This window comes from Pseudomonas sp. LJDD11 (assembly GCF_024584215.1).
Classification (GTDB): domain Bacteria; phylum Pseudomonadota; class Gammaproteobacteria; order Pseudomonadales; family Pseudomonadaceae; genus Aquipseudomonas.
In genome coordinates this window covers 190,968-210,152 of the sequence record NZ_JANJFL010000009.1, presented here as the reverse complement: position 1 = coordinate 210,152, position 19,185 = coordinate 190,968, and the positions used below count along the sequence as shown (strand labels likewise).

The following is a 19,185-nucleotide window of genomic DNA, read 5'->3' as shown; positions in this document are numbered from 1 at the left end:
GTGTCTGCTGCTGTTCGATGGACGCACCGCCACAGGATGAAGCGCAGTAACACGGCGACACAGATGCCCTTATACGGCGGTATTTCGTTACAAAGACCCCATGGGCATGCACCTTGAAAACACCGTGCCGTCCGCGCCTAATGTCGTCTTCATTGCTCATGGCTCAAGAGCAGCATGCAACGACTTCAAGCCTTCAAGTACGAACTCATGCCAGACGGCCGGCAGGAGCGGCAAATGCGCCGCTTTGCCGGCTCCTGTCGCTTCGTCTTCAACAAGGCGCTGGCGTTGCAGAAGGAGCGCCACGAGCAAGGCGAGAAGAAGCTCGGCTATGCGGGCCTGTGCAAGTTGCTGACCGAGTGGCGCCATAGCCCGCAAACCGCATGGCTGGCCGATGCGCCTGTTCACCCGTTGCAACAGAGCCTCAAGGATCTGGAGCGGGCCTACACCAACTTCTTCGCCAAGCGAGCCGACTTTCCCCGGTTCAAGAAGAAGGTGCAGCGCGACAGTTTCCGCTATCCCGACCCGAAACAGATCAAGCTCGACCAGACCAACAGCCGCCTGTTTCTGCCCAAGCTGGGCTGGCTGCGCTACCGCAACAGCCGCGAGGTGCCTGGCACGGTGAAGAACATCACCGTGAGCCAGTCGTGTGGCAAGTGGTTCGTGAGTATCCAGACCGAACGCCAGATCGATGAGCAGCCCACGGCACAGGGGGCGGCAGTTGGCATCGACATGGGCATTGCCCGGTTCGCCACGCTTTCGGATGGCTCGTTCTACGCACCCCTGAACAGCTTCAAACGCCATGAAACCGCGCTGTGCAAAGCGCAGCAGGCGATGAGCCGCAAGGTCAGATTCAGCCGCAACTGGAAGAAGGCGAAAGCCCGCGTCCAGCGCATTCACTCGCGCATCGGCAATGCCCGCCGCGACTACCTGCACAAGTGCTCCACCACGATCAGCCAAAACCACGCGATGGTGTGTATCGAGGACTTGCAGGTACGCAATATGTCCAGGTCGGCGGCAGGCACGGCAGAGGCACCGGGAAGAAACGTTCGGGCCAAATCTGGCCTGAACAGGGCCATCCTCGATCAGGGCTGGTTCGAGTTCCGCCGCCAACTGGACTACAAGCTGGCGTGGCGCGGCGGCTGGCTGATTGCCGTGCCGCCGCAAAATACCAGCCGCAGGTGCCCGTGTTGCGGCCATGTGTCGGCGGCCAACCGCCAGACGCAGGCGCTGTTCAGGTGCGTGGGATGTGGTTTCGAAGGCAACGCCGATGTGGTCGGCGCGATGAATGTACTAAGGGCGGGACACGCCCGGTTAGCCTGTGAAGTGAGCGCAGAGGTCATGGCGCCAGCAGCAGGAACCCACCGAAGCGACTCAGGGGCGGCTCGATGCCGCGCCTGAGCGCCGTAGGAATCTCCGGCCTTCAGGCCGGGGAGGATGTCAATGACGCAAGGTTTAGCGAACAGCCTCTTTATAGGCCTTGTCGGCCGCTTCGAAGCGCTCGCGCATGGCCGCCGAAGGTTTCTCGCCGAGCAGGCTGAACAGCACAATGGCGATGCTCGCAAAGATGAAGCCCGGCACAATTTCGTACAGGCCAAAGGTGGTGAACTGCTTCCACAGCACCACCGTGACGGCACCGACCACTACCCCTGCCAGCGCCCCGTTACGGGTCATGCCTTTCCACAACAGCGAAAACAGTACCACCGGGCCGAACGCGGCACCGAACCCGGCCCAGGCGTAGCTGACCAGACCCAATACCCGGTTGTTCGGGTCGGCTGCCAGCATGATGGCGATCACTGCCACCAGCAGCACCATCGCACGTCCCACCCAGACCAGTTCACGCTGACTCGCGCCCTTGCGCAGGTAGGCTTTGTAGAAGTCTTCAGTCAGTGCGCTGGAACACACCAGCAACTGGCAACTCAGGGTACTCATGACCGCCGCCAGAATGGCCGACAGCAGCACACCGGCCACCCACGGGTTGAACAGCAGCTTGGAGGACTCGATAAAGATCCGCTCCGGGTTCTCGGTCACGGGACCGGCCACATCCGGGTTGGCCGCAAAGTAAGCGATACCGAAGAAGCCCACCGCCACTGCGCCGCCCAGGCACAGGATCATCCAGGCCATGGAAATACGCCGGGCATTGACAATCGACTTGGCTGAATCGGCAGCCATGAAACGCGCCAGGATGTGTGGCTGGCCGAAATATCCCAGCCCCCAGGCCAGCAGCGAAACCACGCCGATGAATGTGGTGCCCTTGAGCATGTCGAAGCTGCCCGGAATCTGCGCTTCGATGGCCAGGAACGCCGGATCGACGCCGCCGGTGGCCAGTACCACGAAGATCGGCGTAAGGATCAGGGCGAAGATCATCAGCGAAGCCTGCACGGTGTCAGTCCAGCTCACCGCCAGGAAGCCACCGACGAAGGTGTAGGCGATGGTCGCGGCAGCGCCGGCCCACAGGGCTGTCTCATAGGACATGCCGAAAGTGCTTTCGAACAGCCGTGCACCGGCGACGATGCCAGAAGCACAGTAGATGGTGAAGAAGATCAGGATCACGATGGCCGAGATGATCCGCAGCACGCCACTACGGTCTTCGAAACGGCTGGTGAAGTAATCCGGCAGGGTCAGGGCATCACCGTTGAACTCGGTCTGCACCCGCAGACGGCCGGCGACGAACAGCCAGTTCAGGTAGGCACCGGCGATCAGGCCGATGGCAATCCAGCTTTCCGACAGACCCGACATGTAGATGGCGCCGGGCAAGCCCATCAGCAACCAGCCGCTCATGTCCGAAGCGCCGGCCGACAACGCCGTGACCACGCTGCCCAGGCTGCGTCCGCCAAGGATGTAGTCGGAAAGGTTATTGGTGGACCGATAGGCCCAGAAGCCGATCAGGACCATTGCTGCGATGTAGATCACGAATGTGATCAGAGTGGGGTTGGTAAGACTCATATGTTCTGCCTTGGCGTTGTTGTTATACAGCGTCTGGCCCAAGGCTGGGCGATTGACCCCGGAAGGTCAGACTCAGCACCTGGCACCCGACACATCGCTGACGCGAGCCCGCAAGAAAGCGCTACGGTTGCACCGCAAGACCGGCATCCTAGACAACATACGCAAAACGGTGCAACCGATTTACCAACAAAGTTGCACCCTGATGGGCGCCCGTTTGCAAAATACGCTGCGCACCAAGACAGGGCGACTTGCCGTCGGCAACACCGCGAGGGCTCTGCCATCAGGCTTTGAACTCGCGCCTGAAGCACCAACAAGAGACGGTAAATGAAAGCCTGGAAATTTTCGGTTGCACCTGGTTGCACCTTGGCGCACTCACAGCTAATCTGCGGCAAAAACCGGACGCCATTGCCCTGATGGCGCTTACGAGGATAAGACATGGCCACCACCACCTTGGGCGTCAAGCTCGACGACCAGACCCGCGACCGTCTGAAAACCGCTGCGCAGACCATTGATCGCACCCCGCATTGGGTGATCAAGCAGGCGATTTTCAATTACCTCGAAAAGCTCGAGAGTGGCGCAACCCTGTCGGAACTCAATGGCCAGGACAAAGACGGTGACGAGCGCGTCGATGCGCCAGCCGACACTGGCTACCAGCCGTTTCTCGAATTTGCCGAAAGCATCCTGCCGCAGTCGGTGCTGCGCGCCGCCATCACCTCGGCGTACCGCCGCCCTGAACAGGAAGTGGTGCCGATGCTGCTGGAGCAGGCCCGCCTGCCCGCGCCGCTGGCCGACGCCACGCACAAACTGGCGGCCGGGATTGCCGACAAACTGCGCCACCAGAAGAGCGCCGGCGGCCGGGCCGGGATTGTCCAGGGCTTGTTACAGGAGTTTTCCCTGTCGTCCCAGGAAGGCGTGGCACTGATGTGCCTGGCCGAAGCCCTGCTGCGCATCCCGGACAAAGGCACCCGTGACGCGCTGATCCGCGACAAGATCAGCACCGGTAACTGGCAACCGCACCTGGGCAACAGCCCCTCGCTGTTCGTCAACGCGGCCACCTGGGGTCTGCTGCTGACCGGCAAACTCGTTTCGACCCACAACGAAACCGGCCTCACCTCCTCCCTGAGCCGGATCATCGGCAAGAGCGGCGAGCCGATGATCCGCAAGGGTGTCGACATGGCCATGCGCCTGATGGGCGAACAGTTCGTCACCGGCGAGACCATCGGCGAAGCCTTGGCCAACGCCAGCAAGTTCGAGAGCAAGGGCTTCCGCTATTCCTACGACATGCTCGGCGAAGCCGCGCTGACCGAGCACGACGCGCAGAAATACCTGGCCTCCTACGAGCAGGCGATCCATTCGATCGGTAAAGCCTCCCATGGCCGTGGCATCTACGAAGGTCCGGGCATCTCGATCAAGCTCTCGGCCCTGCACCCGCGTTACAGCCGCGCCCAGTACGAGCGCGTTATGGAAGAGCTGTACCCACGCCTGCTGGCGCTGACCCTGCTGGCCAAGCAATACGACATCGGCCTGAACATCGATGCCGAGGAAGCCGACCGCCTGGAGCTGTCGCTGGACCTGCTTGAGCGCCTGTGCTTCGAGCCGCAACTGGCTGGCTGGAACGGCATCGGCTTCGTGATCCAGGCCTATCAGAAGCGCTGCCCGTATGTGATCGACTACGTGATCGACCTGGCGCGCCGCAGCCGCCACCGCCTGATGATCCGCCTGGTCAAAGGTGCCTACTGGGACAGCGAGATCAAACGCGCCCAGCTCGATGGCCTGGAAGGCTACCCGGTGTACACCCGCAAGGTGTACACCGACGTTTCTTACATTGCCTGCGCACGCAAACTGCTGGCCGCCCCGGAAGTCATCTATCCACAGTTCGCCACCCACAACGCTCATACCCTGGCAGCGATCTACCATATTGCCGGGCAGAACTATTACCCCGGCCAGTACGAATTCCAGTGCCTGCATGGCATGGGTGAGCCGCTCTACGAGCAAGTGGTGGGCAAGGTTGCCGATGGCAAGCTGAACCGTCCATGCCGGGTGTACGCCCCGGTTGGCACCCACGAAACCCTGCTGGCCTATCTGGTTCGTCGCCTGTTGGAAAACGGCGCCAATACCTCATTCGTCAACCGCATCGCCGACCAGTCGATTTCGATCCAGGAACTGGTCGCCGACCCGGTCAGCAGCATCGAACGCATGGCCACCCAGGAAGGCCAGTGCGGCCTGCCGCACCCGCGCATCCCTCTGCCGCGTGAGTTGTATGGCCTTGAGCGGGCCAACTCCAGCGGGATCGACATGGCCAACGAACACCGTCTGGCGTCGTTGTCCTGCGCCCTGCTGGCCAGCGCCAACCATGCCTGGAAAGCTGCGCCGCTGTTGGGCTGCACGTCCAGCGCAGAGCCTGCGCAAGCGGTGCTCAACCCGGCCGACCACCGCGATGTAGTGGGCCAGGTGCAAGAAGCCACCGTGGCTGACGTCAACAACGCCATCCAGTGTGCCATGAGCGCAGGTCCCATCTGGCAGGCCACCCCGCCCGCCGAGCGCGCAGCCATTCTGGAGCGCGCCGCCGACCTGATGGAAAGCGAAATCCAGCCACTGATGGGCTTGCTGGTCCGTGAAGCGGGCAAGACCTACCTCAACGCCATCGCCGAAGTGCGCGAGGCAGTGGATTTTCTGCGTTACTACGCGGTGCAGGCGCGCAGCGAGTTCAACAACGACGCCCACCGTCCGCTGGGCCCGGTGGTGTGCATCAGCCCATGGAACTTCCCGCTGGCGATCTTCAGCGGTCAGGTCGCGGCAGCGCTGGCCGCCGGTAACCCGGTACTGGCCAAGCCTGCCGAACAGACCCCGCTGGTCGCGGCCCAGGCCGTGCGCATCCTGCTTGAAGCCGGCATTCCTGAAGGGGTGCTGCAACTGCTGCCGGGCCGTGGCGAAACCGTCGGTGCCGGGCTGGTCGGTGATGAGCGGGTCAAAGGGGTGATGTTCACCGGCTCCACGGAAGTGGCGCGCCTGCTGCAGCGCAACGTCGCCGGGCGCCTGGACAGCCAGGGCCGGCCGATTCCGCTGATCGCCGAGACTGGCGGCCAGAACGCCATGATCGTCGACTCGTCAGCGCTTACCGAGCAAGTGGTCATCGACGTGGTCTCGTCGGCCTTCGACAGCGCCGGTCAGCGCTGCTCGGCGCTGCGGGTGCTGTGCCTGCAGGAAGACTCCGCCGACCGCGTGATCGAGATGCTCAAGGGCGCCATGGCCGAAAGCCGGCTGGGCAACCCCGAGCGCCTGAACGTCGACATCGGTCCGGTGATCGACGCCGAAGCCAAGGCCGGTATCGAGAAGCACATCCAGGCCATGCGCGACAAAGGCCGCAGTGTGTACCAGATGGCGCTGGCCGATACCCCGCAGATCAAGCGCGGCACCTTCGTGATGCCGACCCTGATCGAACTGGAAAGCTTCGATGAACTGCAACGCGAGATCTTCGGTCCGGTGCTGCACGTGGTGCGCTATGCCCGCAAAGACCTGGATGCATTGATCGGGCAGATCAACGCATCGGGCTACGGCCTGACCCTGGGTGTGCATACCCGTATCGACGAGACCATTGCCAAGGTCATCGACAAGGCTCACGCCGGTAACCTGTACGTCAACCGCAACATCGTCGGCGCGGTGGTCGGTGTCCAGCCGTTCGGTGGCGAGGGGCTGTCGGGGACCGGCCCGAAAGCAGGTGGCCCGCTGTACCTGTACCGCCTGCTGAGCACTCGTCCACAGGATGCGATCGCCAATTCCTTCACCGCAACCGATGCCCGTGTAGCACCGGACACCCGCCTGCGCGAAGCGCTGCTCAAACCGCTGGAAGCCTTCAAGGCCTGGGCGGCCAGCCAGCAACGCAGCGAACTGGTCAGCCTGTGCGAGCAGTTCGCGACCCAGTCGCAGAGCGGTGTGAGCCGCCTGCTGGCCGGGCCGACCGGCGAGCGCAACAGCTACACCATCCTGCCACGAGACCAGGTACTGTGCCTGGCCGAAGACGAAGGCGACCTGCTTGCGCAGATCGCCGCCGTTCTGGCAGTGGGCAGCAAAGCCGTGCTGATCGATGGCGAACCGGCACGTTCGGTGCGCAACCGCTTGCCACGCGAAGTGCAGGCACGCCTGCAACTGGTGGCGGACTGGAACAGTGAGCAGGTGGTGTTCGATGCCGTGCTGCACCATGGCGACAGCGATCAGTTGCGCGCCCTGTGCAAGCAGGTCGCGCAACGCAGCGGCGCTATCGTCGGCGTACAGGGCCTGCCCTATGGCGAAACCGGCATTGCGCTGGAGCGTCTGGTGATCGAGCGAGCCCTGAGCGTCAACACCGCGGCGGCAGGCGGTAACGCCAGCCTGATGACCATCGGCTGACAGCACGATTGCGGAAAAAAAAGAGAGCTTCGGCTCTCTTTTTCATGCCTGGATCAAACGCTAGACACCGGGTGCTTCAGCAGCCGGTGCCGAGGCGGCAGGCTGGCTCAGGTCAAGAGGCAGCGGGAAGAAGCGCTCGACCAGTCGCTGACCATCGACCCCGAGCCTGCTGGCGTACTGCTCGCGGGTAAAGGGCAGCCCCGTGCGCATTTCATACAGCGCACGCCCCGCCGCAGGCGCCGGGACTTCCTTGAGCTGAACCCGAACGAACCGGTATTGGGAGCCGACGACCTCATGAATGCCCTGGACCTGAAAATAATGCCCTGGAGTAAACAGCGATTCGGCCTCTTCATCCTCGATCGAAAAAGGCGCAATGGGCGTGGCCCCCAGATGCTGACCGGCCGGTAGTTCGAAAACGATCGAGGTGTCATCGAAGGTGATCTGGCCGCTGAAGCCATACGAAGGAGCCCCCGCCTGGCTGCTGGCGAAGGAGCGTGTCACGTAAGGGTTTTCGCTGAACGAGGTGAAATCGGTATTGACCAGCACGTCGCCGGCCTTGATATGCCCATTGCGAAAAGTCATCCCCGATGTACCCCGCACACCACTGCCACCGCGATACAGGTTGACGCGGTTATCCAGCCCGATCAGGTTCAGGTCTTCCAGCAGTTCTTCGATCATCTCCACCTGATTGGTGATACCCGCCACGCCAGTGCGCAGATAGTCGTTGATCGCATGTTCGTTCTCCGTGTAACGCGTCACCCGGCCGCCAACATAGCGCCCCGCGGCATTGCGAAACACCCGGTACTCGTTGTTCCAGGCATCGACCAGCACTTGGTCGCCCTCGCTATCACGCTCGATTTCATCGCCAGGCTGCTGCTCGCGAATGTCGATGGCGGCTTTCTGTCGATCCAAGGCCAGCATGGAGAGGGTCTCTTCCTCATCCAGATTGAACTGCATGTAGAGGTCCCAGAACTGCGATTGCACAGTCGAGAGTTCGAGAGCACTTGCCTGGCTGGTCGACGGCGCACCGGGGTTGATCGGCTCCATGCCACCGCTAAGGCGCAGCCCTGGCAAGCGTTGCCACTGGCCTTGCTCGTTCAGGCGCACAGGCGTGATGTCGAAAAAGGCGAACGGATTTTCAGGGTCGATGACTATCCAGGCGTTGAGCCGGGCGCTGAACCGCACCCGTTGCGGCGTATCGTCCAGCATGATCCAGGTTTCACCCGCCGCGTCGCGTTCGATGCCCTGCAGCGGTATTTCACCGGACAACAGCCGTTCATGACTCAAGGGCTGCATGGCAATCCATTGCGGATCCTGCTCCACAACTACCGCCCCCTCTGCTGCGGGTACTTCGGCCACGCTCACCCTGACCCCCGCTGCCGCATCCGCCAGCAAGGGCAGGTTGAACAGCACGAAGATCGAGTTCAGCACCGCGCCCACCAGCCCGGCCTGGCGCTGCCGGGCATTTTTGCCATGCAAGGCCTGATCGATATTCAACCCGACATTGGCCACTCCTGCCCCGACCATCACCAGTGCCAACGGCCAGCCGGCAACGGCCAGCGGCCCGATGATCCGGGTGAAGGCACTCAGGTAGCCGATCCAGATCTGCTTGCGCAGGTCGGCATTGGAGGTCAGGGCACGCGCCACTTCCTGCATCTCCTCCTCGGCGCGGGCGCGCAAGTGCGCAAAGACATCACCGGTAAGCGGCCGGTCATTGCGATTGAAAAGCCCGGCAACCACAGGGTCGATGAGATTGAGGTCTGCCATGAACGGGCGGTCGCGAAGCTGATCCAGCACGCTGCTCAATGACGCCTGCAACTCCTGGGTGGCCTGCGGCGCGAACACAAACAGCGCCTCGAAACGCTGGCGGCGATGTTCGTCGTGCAACTGGTCGCGCACCCATTCATGCAACTGCCGCTCAGTCTCGAAAACGTGAAACACCCGTTTCAACCCAGGGGTGTACAAAATCTGCCGGCCACCGGCATCGACCATCCGGATGATCAAGCTCGACTCGTGCCCGCCAATATCAAAGCTGCGAATACTCAGGCCCTGCCGGGCCACCGGCTGAGGGGCGGCGACCGTGTTGTCGCTCTGGCCGAGCAGAAGCACCAGCCGTTGCAGATCAGCCACGGGCAATCCGCTCTTGCTCGCCGCCAGGCCTGCGGCGGCGAGCAAGCGGGCTTTGGCCAGCTCAGTAAAGGTTGCTCCATGGACGCGCCAGAACTGATTGACGCGCTGCTGGAACAGCCCGGCAAAATCCAGCGCCCAGAACTTTTGCAGTACCTGGCGCGCCAGCATGGGGACTTCATTGCGCTCATCGTACTGGCCGTGCTGTGGCCCGTCGGTGTAGAAGCCACTGTACAGATCCAGCTCATCGCTGGCGCTCTGGTCATGGGCATTGAAGCGATGCATGACCAGCTCGACCAGGGTCATCGACTCAACAGGCGCGCCGGCATGTTCCCAGCCGGTATAACTGCGCGAGCTACTGGCCGCGCTGTCAAAACGATGCCACCAGACCTTGTCCGGGTTCAGCTTTTTGCCTGAGAGCTCATGAATCAGGCTACGGGCGCTCGCCCAGGCCATCGCGTGCACGTCGGGGAAGTCGGAAATGAACTGCAGCGCCTTTTCGCGCAGCAGCACTTCTTGCGAGATGTAACGGTGCTGATCCACACCGGCCGAGAAATCATGGGTTGAATGTGACATGGCAATGGTCCTGTTATGCAAAGCCATGCACGTAAGCAAACCGGGAATCCTTCAGGGCGTTAATTATTTACCTACAGGCCATTTCCCATTCGATAGACAGACAAGCCTTTGACAGCCATGCAATTCAACAGGTTAAATCGGTTGGCACGCTGACTGCATAAGTGAGTTTTGCTACGCAAGAAGCGCCTTAATTCTTACCCTCATGGAGTACTGCCCTTGGATGCCGCAACCATCAACAGCCTGTTCCTGATCGGCGCGGTGTTGGTCGGCGCAAGCATTCTGGTCAGCTCGCTGTCGTCCCGGCTGGGCATCCCGATCCTGGTCATCATCCTCGCCGTGGGCATGGTCGCCGGGGTCGACGGCGGCGGGATCATCTTCGACAACTACGCCGCCGCCTACCTGATCGGTAACCTGGCATTGGCAGTCATCCTCCTTGACGGCGGCCTGCGCACCCGGGTTTCGAGCTTTCGGGTTGCACTCTGGCCGGCCTTGTCGCTGGCCACGGTCGGGGTACTGATCACCACAGCACTGACCGGCATGGTCGCCGCCTGGCTGTTTGACCTGAACATCATGCAGGGCCTGCTGATCGGTGCCATCGTTGGCTCTACCGACGCTGCTGCGGTGTTCTCGCTGCTTGGCGGCAAGGGCCTGAACGAACGGGTGACCGCCACCCTGGAAATCGAGTCGGGCAGCAACGACCCGATGGCGGTGTTTCTCACTGTAACCCTGATCGGCATGCTTGCCAGCGGCCAGACCGGGCTGCATTGGGGCCTGCTCGGTCATCTGATTCAGGAATTCGGCATTGGCAGCCTGATGGGCCTGGGTGGCGGCTGGCTGATGCTGCAACTGGTCAACCGCATCAACCTGGCCGCCGGCCTGTATCCGATTCTGGTCATTGCCGGGGGCATGGCGATCTTTGCCCTGACCAACGCCATCCATGGCAGCGGCTTCCTGGCCATTTACCTGTTTGGCCTGGTGCTGGGCAACCGCCCGGTGCGCAGCCGCCACGGTATCCTGCACATGCTTGACGGCATGGCCTGGCTGGCACAGATCGGTATGTTTCTGGTGCTTGGCCTGCTGGTCACCCCGCATGACCTGCTGCCCATCGCGCTGCCGGCCCTGGGCCTGGCGCTGTGGATGATCCTGGTGGCCCGGCCGCTGTCGGTGCTGGTCGGCCTGCTCCCCTTCAAGGCCTTCCATGGCCGGGAAAAGGCCTTTATCGCCTGGGTCGGCCTGCGCGGTGCGGTGCCGATCATTCTGGCCGTATTCCCGCTGATGGCCGGGCTGCCCAACGCCCAACTGTATTTCAACCTCGCGTTCTTCATCGTGCTGGTCTCGCTGCTGCTGCAAGGCACCAGCCTGCCGTGGATGGCCAAACTGCTCAAAGTCACGGTGCCGCCGGATCCTGCGCCGATTTCCCGCTCGGCCCTGGAAGTCCACGTCACCAGCGAGTGGGAGTTGTTCGTCTACCGTCTGGGCGCAGAAAAATGGTGCATCGGCGCCGCCCTGCGCGAGCTGAAAATGCCTGAAGGCACACGGATTGCGGCGCTGTTTCGCGGCCAGCAATTGCTCCACCCATCCGGCAGTACCACCCTGGAAGTCGATGACCTGTTGTGTGTGATCGGTCACGAACACAACTTGCCGGCGCTGGGCAAACTGTTCAGCCAGGCGCCGCAACGTGGCCAGGACCTGCGCTTCTTCGGTGACTTCGTACTCGAAGGCGATGCACAACTGGGCGCGGTCGCTGCGCTGTACGGCCTGAAACTGGACGGCCTGGACCCGAACATGCCGCTGTGGCAGTTCATCGTGCAGAAAAACCGCGGCCCGGTGATCGTCGGCGACCAGATCGAATGGAACGGCACCCTGTGGACCGCTGCCGTCATGGACGGCGACCGGCTGCTGAAAGTCGGAGTCAAGTTCCCCGAAGGCACCCGCCCCGGTCCTGCGCTGTTTCTCTGATAGGCGATAGGCAGTGCTCCCGTGCGCGGGGGCATTGCTTTACACTGCGCGCCTGTCCGTTTTTGCAAGTGATCGGTGTCTATGTTTTCCTTGCGCGCCTTCCTGGCGGCCGCCCTGCTCGGCCTGTGCCTTAGCCATTCCTTTACGGCCCTGGCCGCCGACCCGCCCAACCGCGACAGCGTCCAGCAAAGCCTGGACAAGATCGCCGAGCGCAAGCTGCCTGACGCCGACCAGAAAGCCCTGCAGCAGGTGCTGGAACAGACCCTGGCGCTGCTCGACGCGCAAGACGACAGCCAGCAGAAGCTGGCGGCGCTCAAGCAGCAACTGGACAAGGCACCCAAGCAGGTCATCGACAATCAGCGTGAACTCGAACGCCTCAAAGCCAGTAAGGTGGTGCCGATTGCCCAGCGCTACGCCAATCTGGATGTGCCACAACTGGAGCAGTTGCTCAGCGAGCGCAGCACCCAGCAAAGTGACCTGCAAAAGGCTCTGAACGACGCCAACAGCCTGATCCTCACCGCCCAGACCCGTCCCGAGCGCGCTCAGGCAGAGATCAGCCACAACCAGACCCGCACGCAGCAGCTCAATACCCTGCTCAAGAACGGCAAGGAAGGCGGCAAGCCGCTCAGCGGCGATCAGCGCAACCTGTATAACGCCGAGATTGCTTCGCTCAATGCACTCAGCCAGTTGCGCCGCCAGGAACTGGCCGGCAACAGCCAGTTGCAGGACCTGGGCAACAGTCAACATGACCTGCTGGCCGAAAAGGTGCAGCGCCAGGATCAGGAAATCCAGGACCTGCAGACCCTGATCAACGACAAGCGCCGCGCCCAGTCGCAAAAGACCGTCGAAGAACTGGCCGCCGAAGCGCAGAAGGCCGGTGGCAGCAGCCTGCTGGCCAGCGAAAGCGCCGCCAACCTCAAGCTCTCTGACTACCTGCTGCGCGGCACCGAGCGGCTCAACGAGCTGACCCAGCGCAACCTGCAGACCAAACAGCAACTGGACAATCTGACCCAGACCGACCAGGCCCTGGATGAGCAGATCAATGTCCTGAGCGGCAGCCTGTTGCTGTCGAAGATCCTCTACAAACAAAAGCAGTCCCTGCCGCACCTGCAGGTGGACAAGAACCTGGCCGATGAAATCGCCGATATCCGCCTGTATCAGTTCGAGGTCAACCAGCAGCGTGAACAAATCAGCACGCCGCTGGCCTATGTCGAGAAACTGCTCGCCAGCCAGCCGTCAGAACAGGTCACGCCGGCCTTGCGCCGTACCCTGATGGACCTGGCAGTGACCCGCAGCGATCTGCTTGAACGCCTGAACCGGCTGCTGGCCGCCATGCTCAACGAGTCGATCAACCTGCAGCTCAACCAGAAGCAGTTGATCAGCACCGGCACCAGCCTGCGCGCCACCCTCGATGAGCAGATGTTCTGGATCCCCAGCAACAAGCCGCTGGACCTGGAATGGTTCCAGAGCATCGGGCCGCGCCTGACCAAGCAGGTGTCGACACTGCCGTGGGCGTCCAGCGTCAGCGAACTGTCCGACGGCCTTACCCAGCGCCCCTGGTTGTTTCTGCCACTGCTGTTGCTGATCGGCGCACTGATCTGGAAACGCAAGGCGCTGTACGACAAGCTCGGCTATCTGCACGCCGATATCGGTCACTTTCGCCGCGACAACCAATGGAAAACCCCGGCGGCCCTGCTGATCAACATTCTCCTGGCCCTGCCGGTCGCACTGACCCTGATGCTGTGTGGTTATGCCCTGCAAATCGATGCACGCGGCCAGAACGCCAGCCTGGGTCTGGCCTTGCAGGAGATCGGCATCACCTGGCTGATGTTCTATACCGCCTACCGGGTACTGGCGCCTGACGGCGTGGCGCAACTGCATTTTCGCTGGGAGCCTTCCCAGGTCGAGTTCCTGCGCGGCTGGGTACGCCGGCTGGGCCTGGTGGTACTGGCGTTGGTCGCGGTGGTGGCAGTGGCCGAACACCAGCCAGCCGCCTTGGCCGATGACGTGCTGGGGATTGGCGTGGTGCTCAGTTGCTACGCACTGATGACCCTGCTGCTGGGCCGCCTGCTGCTGGCCAGCCCCACCCACCACAATGCCTCGCTGTTTCGCAAGACCCTGGGCCTGGCGTTTACCGTCCTGCCGGCGGCGCTGTTCGTGGCGGTGTGCTTCGGTTACTACTACACCGCTCTGAAACTCACAGACCGGCTGATCGACACCCTGTACCTGCTGTTGCTCTGGCTGGTGGTGGAAGCGGCGTTCATTCGCGGCCTGAACGTCGCGGCGCGGCGCCTGGCCTATCAGCGCGCCATGGCCAAACGTCAGGCGGCGCGGGACAACGGCGACAGTGATGTGCCGATCGAAGAGCCAAAGCTGGACATCGAGCAGGTCAACCAGCAGTCGCTGCGGTTGATCCGCCTGGCGCTGATGGCCGCGTTTATTGGCGCGATGTACTGGGTCTGGGCCGACCTGATCACGGTCTTCGCCTATCTGGATAACGTGACCCTGTACGAATACACCAGCGGTACCGGCGCCAACATGAGCATGGTGCCGATCAGCCTCGGCGACATGCTCGGCGCACTGGTGATCGTCACCATCACCTTTGTGCTGGCACGCAACCTGCCGGGCCTGCTCGAAGTGTTCGTGCTGTCACGCCTGGATCTGGCCCAGGGCAGCGCCTACGCCACCACCACCTTGTTGTCGTACACCATCGCCGGGGTGGGGTTCGTCACCACGCTGTCGACGCTGGGGGTCAGTTGGGACAAGTTACAGTGGCTGGTCGCTGCGCTGTCGGTCGGCCTGGGTTTCGGTATGCAGGAGATTTTCGCCAACTTTATCTCCGGCATCATGATCCTGTTCGAGCGCCCGGTGCGGATCGGCGACACCATCACCATCGGCAACCTGTCGGGCACGGTAAGCAAGATCCGGATCCGCGCCACGACCATTACCGATTTTGACCGCAAGGACATCATTGTCCCGAACAAGACCTTCATCACTGGCCAGTTGATCAACTGGTCGCTGACCGACACCATCACTCGGGTGACGCTGAAGGTCGGGGTCGACTATGGCTCGGATCTGGACCTGGTGCGCACCTTGCTGTTGCAGGCGGCACGTGAGAATCCACGGGTGCTCAAGGAACCCGAGCCGATCGTGTTCTTCCTGAACTTTGGTGAAAGCACGCTGGATCATGAGTTGCGCATGCATGTGCGTGATCTGGGCGACCGTAACCCGGTGCTCGATGAGATCAACCGCTTTATCAATCGTGAGTTCAAGCGGCAGAAGATCAATATCTCGTTCCGGCAGATGGAGGTCTATCTGAAGAATACTCATGGCGGGGAGCTGAAGCTGGTGCCGGTCAATCCGCATGAGGGTACGGCTAGTGAGGTGGCTCCGGTCAGTCTGGAGAAGCTGCCAAAGGATGATGATCCGCAGCTGCCTGAAGCCAAACGCTGACAACCCCGTAGGAGCGGCTTTAGCCGCGAACGGCTGGACTTGCTGTGTATATTATTGCCGCGGTTGTCTGGACTGCGGGTTTCGCCCCGACGGGCGACCTACTTTGGTTACGCCCAAAGTAGGTATTGCTCCTGGCTTGGGTCCGCCCTGCGGGCGAACTCAGGGCTGCCGAGAGGCAAGCAAATAATCTCATCCCCTCACAACTTGAACGTATCGACAATCGCATGCAGGCGCCCTGCTTCGGCGTCCAGCCGGGCGCAGGCTTGCAGGGTGTCGTCGAGGTTGGCGGCGCTTTGCTGGTTGAGCTGGTTGATCTCGTGTACGTCGCGGTTCAACTGGTCAACGGCGGTGGATTGCTCTTCCGTGGCCGCCGCCACGCTGAGGTTCATGTCGTCGATTTCGCCGATCCGCAGCACCACTGCTTGCAGGCTGGCGCCGGCCTGACTGGCCACGTTGGCGCTGCGCTGGCCGATTTCGTGGCTGGTCAGCATGGTTTGCGCAGCCTGGGTCGCGCCTTGTTGCAGCGCTTCGATGACACCGCGGATTTCTTCGGTCGCGGTCTGGGTATGGTGGGCCAGGCTGCGCACTTCGTCGGCGACCACCGCAAAACCACGGCCGGCCTCGCCGGCCCGGGCAGCCTCGATCGCAGCGTTGAGGGCCAGCAGGTTGGTCTTGCCGGAAATCGTCGAAATCACCTCCAGCACCGTACCGATATTGGCGCTGCGTTCGTTGAGCTCTTCGATCTGCGTCCGGGTCAGGGCAATGTTGTCCTGCAGGCTGCGCATGGCGCGCACGGTGTCGTCCACCAAAGCGCAACTGGTCTGGACCTGCTGGCGCGCTGCCGACGCCTCGCGCGAGGCTGCCGAGGCGCTGCCGGCAATGTTCTGCGCCGTGGCGCCCAGTTCCTCGATGGCCGCCGCTACGCTGGTGGTGTAACCGGCCTGGCTGCGGGCCTTGGCCACCGACGAATTGGACGCCCCCAGCACGCTGCCGGTGGCTTGTTTCAGGGCATTGGCGCTGGCAGCCACGTCGCTGATCGAGGCGTGCAGGCGATCGACGAAGCGGTTGAAACCTGACGCCAACTGGCCGAATTCATCGTGCGAGACAATGGCCAGGCGGCGGGTCAGGTCGGCCTCGCCCTCGGCCACATCGTCCATGGCATGGCCAATCTGACGCAGCGGCCTCATCAGCAACCGCAAGGCCAGGCCCAGCAGTATCAGGCTGATTAGCACCGCAATGACCGTGGCGATGATCGCCGAGTTGCGAAAGGCGCTGAGGCTGGCCAGCGCGGCCGGTTTATCGAGGGCGATGCCAACGTACCAGTCCTGCGAAGCCAGCCCCTTGATGGGCACGAACAAGCTGAGCTTTTCACCATCGGCGCTACTGACTTCAGTCAGTTGGTCGCTCAGCGGCGGCGCCTGGCCCAGAAACAGGTCAGTGAGCGTTTTGCCGATCAAGGTCTTGTCGGGGTGCACCAGGATCTTGCCCTGGCGGTTGACCAGAAACGCATAGCCATTGCCTTCGAAGTCTTGTGAGTTGAGGGTTTTGGCAATGTTCTCGATGCTCAGGTTGACGCCCAGCACACCCAGCACCTGCTGGCCGGCCCGGATCGGCACCGCCTGGCTGATGATCCGGTAATCGATCCCGACACCTACATAAGGCTCGGTCATCACTGCGCCGTGCTCAAGCGCATCCTTGTACCAGGGGCGTTGTCGGCTGTCGTAGTCGGCGGGCATCTCGCGGGGTGGGTAGATCAGGAATGCACCCGCCGCAGTGCCGACATAACTGGCCACGAAGTGGTCCATCAATACCGGGCTGCGCAGCACTTCGAGCAGGCCGGCCGGCGAAGGATCACGCTCGAGAAACTCGGCGACGCCCTTGATCAGCATCATCCGGCCGTCCAGCCAGCTCTGGATGTCATGGGCCATGGAGCCGGCCAGGTTGCGGGTGCCGCTTTCAATGCGTTGCAGGCTGTCGTCACGCAAGCGCACATCATTGACGGCGCAAAAGGCTGCAAACACCAACATGATCACCAGCGAGGCGATCAGGATAATCTTTTGGCTAAACCTGAGACGTTTCATCACGCTCGCTCCTGGGTTATCAGATAGCTCCACCTGCTGGCAGAGCGTTGGGCACCTCTGAAAACGACCTGCGTTGCCATCGCAGCGTTTTTAGAGGCGCCCCGTTGAAGCCGCGCCGCAACCTGTTACCAGAGTGGCAGCGTGTAGCTGAGGATCAGGCGGGTCTCGTCCAGGTCATTGCCGAAGTTGGAACGCACCGTGGCATTGCGCACCTTGAAGCCGAGGTTTTTCAGCGAGCCGCTCTGGATCACATAGCCGATATCGGTGTTGCGCTCCCATTCCTTACCGCTGTTGCTGCCTGCCACCCGCACGTTGTCGCCGCTGACATAGCGGCTCATGAAGGTCAGGCCGGGAACGCCCAACGCGGCGAAGTTGTAGTCGTAACGCAGCTGCCAGGAGCGTTCTTCAATATTGGCAAAGTCATTGATCTGGACGAAGTTGACCAGGTACGGATCACTGTTGGCGATGTACGGAAACGGATCATCACCTGACATACGCTGGTAGCCGGCGGTCAATACGTGACTGCCCACTGTGTACGCGACCAAACCGTTGGCCGCCCGGTTATCCAGCGCCCGAAAGTTGCCATCCTCGGTACTTTTTGCATACCGCAGATCAAACTTCAGCGACTGCTGTGCCGCCAGGGGAACTTCATAGATCACCCCCCCGTAGTACTGGCGATAAATATCCTCCAGATTGCCATAGTGCAGGCTGGCACTCAGCGTCTTGCTGAAACTGTAAGTGGCGCCGGCAAAGTTAAAGGCATCGCTGCTGCCGCCCACCCGGTTACCGCTGAAGTCCTGATAGTTCGAAGAACTGTTGAACTTGATCTGAGTCAGTTGGCCGCCTTGCAGGGTCAACTTATCGATGTCTTTGGAGGTCAGCATGGCACCTTCGAAGGTGGCCGGCAGCAAGCGGGTGTCGTTGCTCGACACCACCGGACTGCGAAACGCCAGCGAGCCGACCTTGAGCACCGTTTCGGAGATTCTGGCTTTGGCGGTCAGCCCCAGCTTGGCGTATTCGTCCTGCGAGCCACGGCCATTGCGTGAACTCAGGTCGGCCGGCAACAGGCCACTGCCGCCGGTGCCGTCGCCGCCATCGAGCTTGATACCCAGCATACCCATGGCATCGAGGCCAAAGCCGACAGTGCCAGCGGTATAACCCGACTCCAGCCGCAGGATCGCCCCTTGCGCCCATTCGGCCGCCGGGTCGCGCTGGGCGGTCGGCGGGCCGTTGCGAAAGTCGCGGTTGAAGTAGAAGTTGCGCAGTTCAACACTGGCCTTGCTATCGGCGATAAAGTCTGCCGAGGCATTCAATGGCAACAGGGAAACGCAGGCGCAAGTAAGCACCAGACTCTTATTGATCGACATCACGTCATGCTCCTGATAATGGCAGCGTCAATTGAAGAAGTTTGTTTTTATGGTTATTGCGACAACTCTGACTACTTTCATGCAGCCGCACGCCGCAGCCGGGCGGCGATCCGCTTTAGCTGCGATAGCTTCTTTGCGAACGCAGCGCTCATCAAACAAGATTACGAATAATTGTTTTATAAGGAACAACCCGTAGGAGTGGCTTTAGCCGCGAAGGCTTTGCGGCTAAAGCCCCTCCTACACCCGCCACTTACCGGCCAGTTCTCTTGGGTGCGCCCGTACACCGCCTTGGC

The 19,185-nt window shown here is 61.8% G+C and carries 8 protein-coding genes; 4 read left to right on the top strand and 4 right to left on the bottom strand.

The genetic code is table 11. The annotated features are described in order from the left end of the window. Positions 1–174: 174 nt before the first annotated feature. A complete protein-coding gene (locus NRB16_RS13380; RefSeq protein WP_257106303.1) occupies positions 175–1,398 on the top strand; it encodes a transposase in 1,224 nt (407 codons plus the stop codon). Between the two features lie 54 nt (positions 1,399–1,452). Here NRB16_RS13380 and putP read toward each other — a convergent pair whose 3' ends face one another. Further along, positions 1,453–2,943, bottom strand: coding sequence for a sodium/proline symporter PutP (gene putP / locus NRB16_RS13375; RefSeq protein WP_253140295.1), 1,491 nt, complete (start codon positions 2,941–2,943; stop codon positions 1,453–1,455). Between the two features lie 435 nt (positions 2,944–3,378). On the opposite strand from putP, the gene putA reads away from it, so the two are divergent. After that, positions 3,379–7,329, top strand: coding sequence for a trifunctional transcriptional regulator/proline dehydrogenase/L-glutamate gamma-semialdehyde dehydrogenase (gene putA / locus NRB16_RS13370; RefSeq protein ID WP_257106302.1), 3,951 nt, complete (start codon positions 3,379–3,381; stop codon positions 7,327–7,329). Between the two features lie 60 nt (positions 7,330–7,389). Here putA and NRB16_RS13365 read toward each other — a convergent pair whose 3' ends face one another. Continuing rightward, on the bottom strand, positions 7,390–10,032 hold the full coding sequence (locus NRB16_RS13365; RefSeq protein ID WP_257106301.1) for a dermonecrotic toxin domain-containing protein: 2,643 nt from the start codon (positions 10,030–10,032) through the stop codon (positions 7,390–7,392). Positions 10,033–10,248: 216 nt separating this feature from the next. On the opposite strand from NRB16_RS13365, the gene NRB16_RS13360 reads away from it, so the two are divergent. Continuing rightward, positions 10,249–11,991 carry a potassium/proton antiporter gene (locus NRB16_RS13360; protein ID WP_257106300.1) on the top strand — a complete coding sequence of 581 codons (1,743 nt, stop codon included), beginning with the start codon at positions 10,249–10,251 and terminating at the stop codon, positions 11,989–11,991. Positions 11,992–12,072: 81 nt separating this feature from the next. Beyond that, a complete protein-coding gene (mscK, locus tag NRB16_RS13355; protein ID WP_253114731.1) occupies positions 12,073–15,444 on the top strand; it encodes a mechanosensitive channel MscK in 3,372 nt (1,123 codons plus the stop codon). A 197-nt stretch (positions 15,445–15,641) separates the two neighbouring features. Here mscK and NRB16_RS13350 read toward each other — a convergent pair whose 3' ends face one another. Continuing rightward, on the bottom strand, positions 15,642–17,525 hold the full coding sequence (locus NRB16_RS13350) for a methyl-accepting chemotaxis protein (protein ID WP_052483386.1): 1,884 nt from the start codon (positions 17,523–17,525) through the stop codon (positions 15,642–15,644). Positions 17,526–17,650: 125 nt separating this feature from the next. After that, positions 17,651–18,892, bottom strand: coding sequence for an OprD family porin (locus NRB16_RS13345; protein WP_045486630.1), 1,242 nt, complete (start codon positions 18,890–18,892; stop codon positions 17,651–17,653). Positions 18,893–19,185: the final 293 nt, after the last annotated feature.

Bases quoted from the DNA above. Each gene is read 5' to 3' on its own strand.
- NRB16_RS13380 (WP_257106303.1), top strand. From the start codon at position 175: ATGCAACGACTTCAAGCCTTCAAGTACGAACTCATGCCAGACGGCCGG.
- putP (WP_253140295.1), bottom strand. From the start codon at position 2,943: ATGAGTCTTACCAACCCCACTCTGATCACATTCGTGATCTACATCGCA.
- putA (WP_257106302.1), top strand. From the start codon at position 3,379: ATGGCCACCACCACCTTGGGCGTCAAGCTCGACGACCAGACCCGCGAC.
- NRB16_RS13365 (WP_257106301.1), bottom strand. From the start codon at position 10,032: ATGTCACATTCAACCCATGATTTCTCGGCCGGTGTGGATCAGCACCGT.
- mscK (WP_253114731.1), top strand. From the start codon at position 12,073: ATGTTTTCCTTGCGCGCCTTCCTGGCGGCCGCCCTGCTCGGCCTGTGC.
- NRB16_RS13350 (WP_052483386.1), bottom strand. From the start codon at position 17,525: ATGAAACGTCTCAGGTTTAGCCAAAAGATTATCCTGATCGCCTCGCTG.
- NRB16_RS13345 (WP_045486630.1), bottom strand. From the start codon at position 18,892: ATGTCGATCAATAAGAGTCTGGTGCTTACTTGCGCCTGCGTTTCCCTG.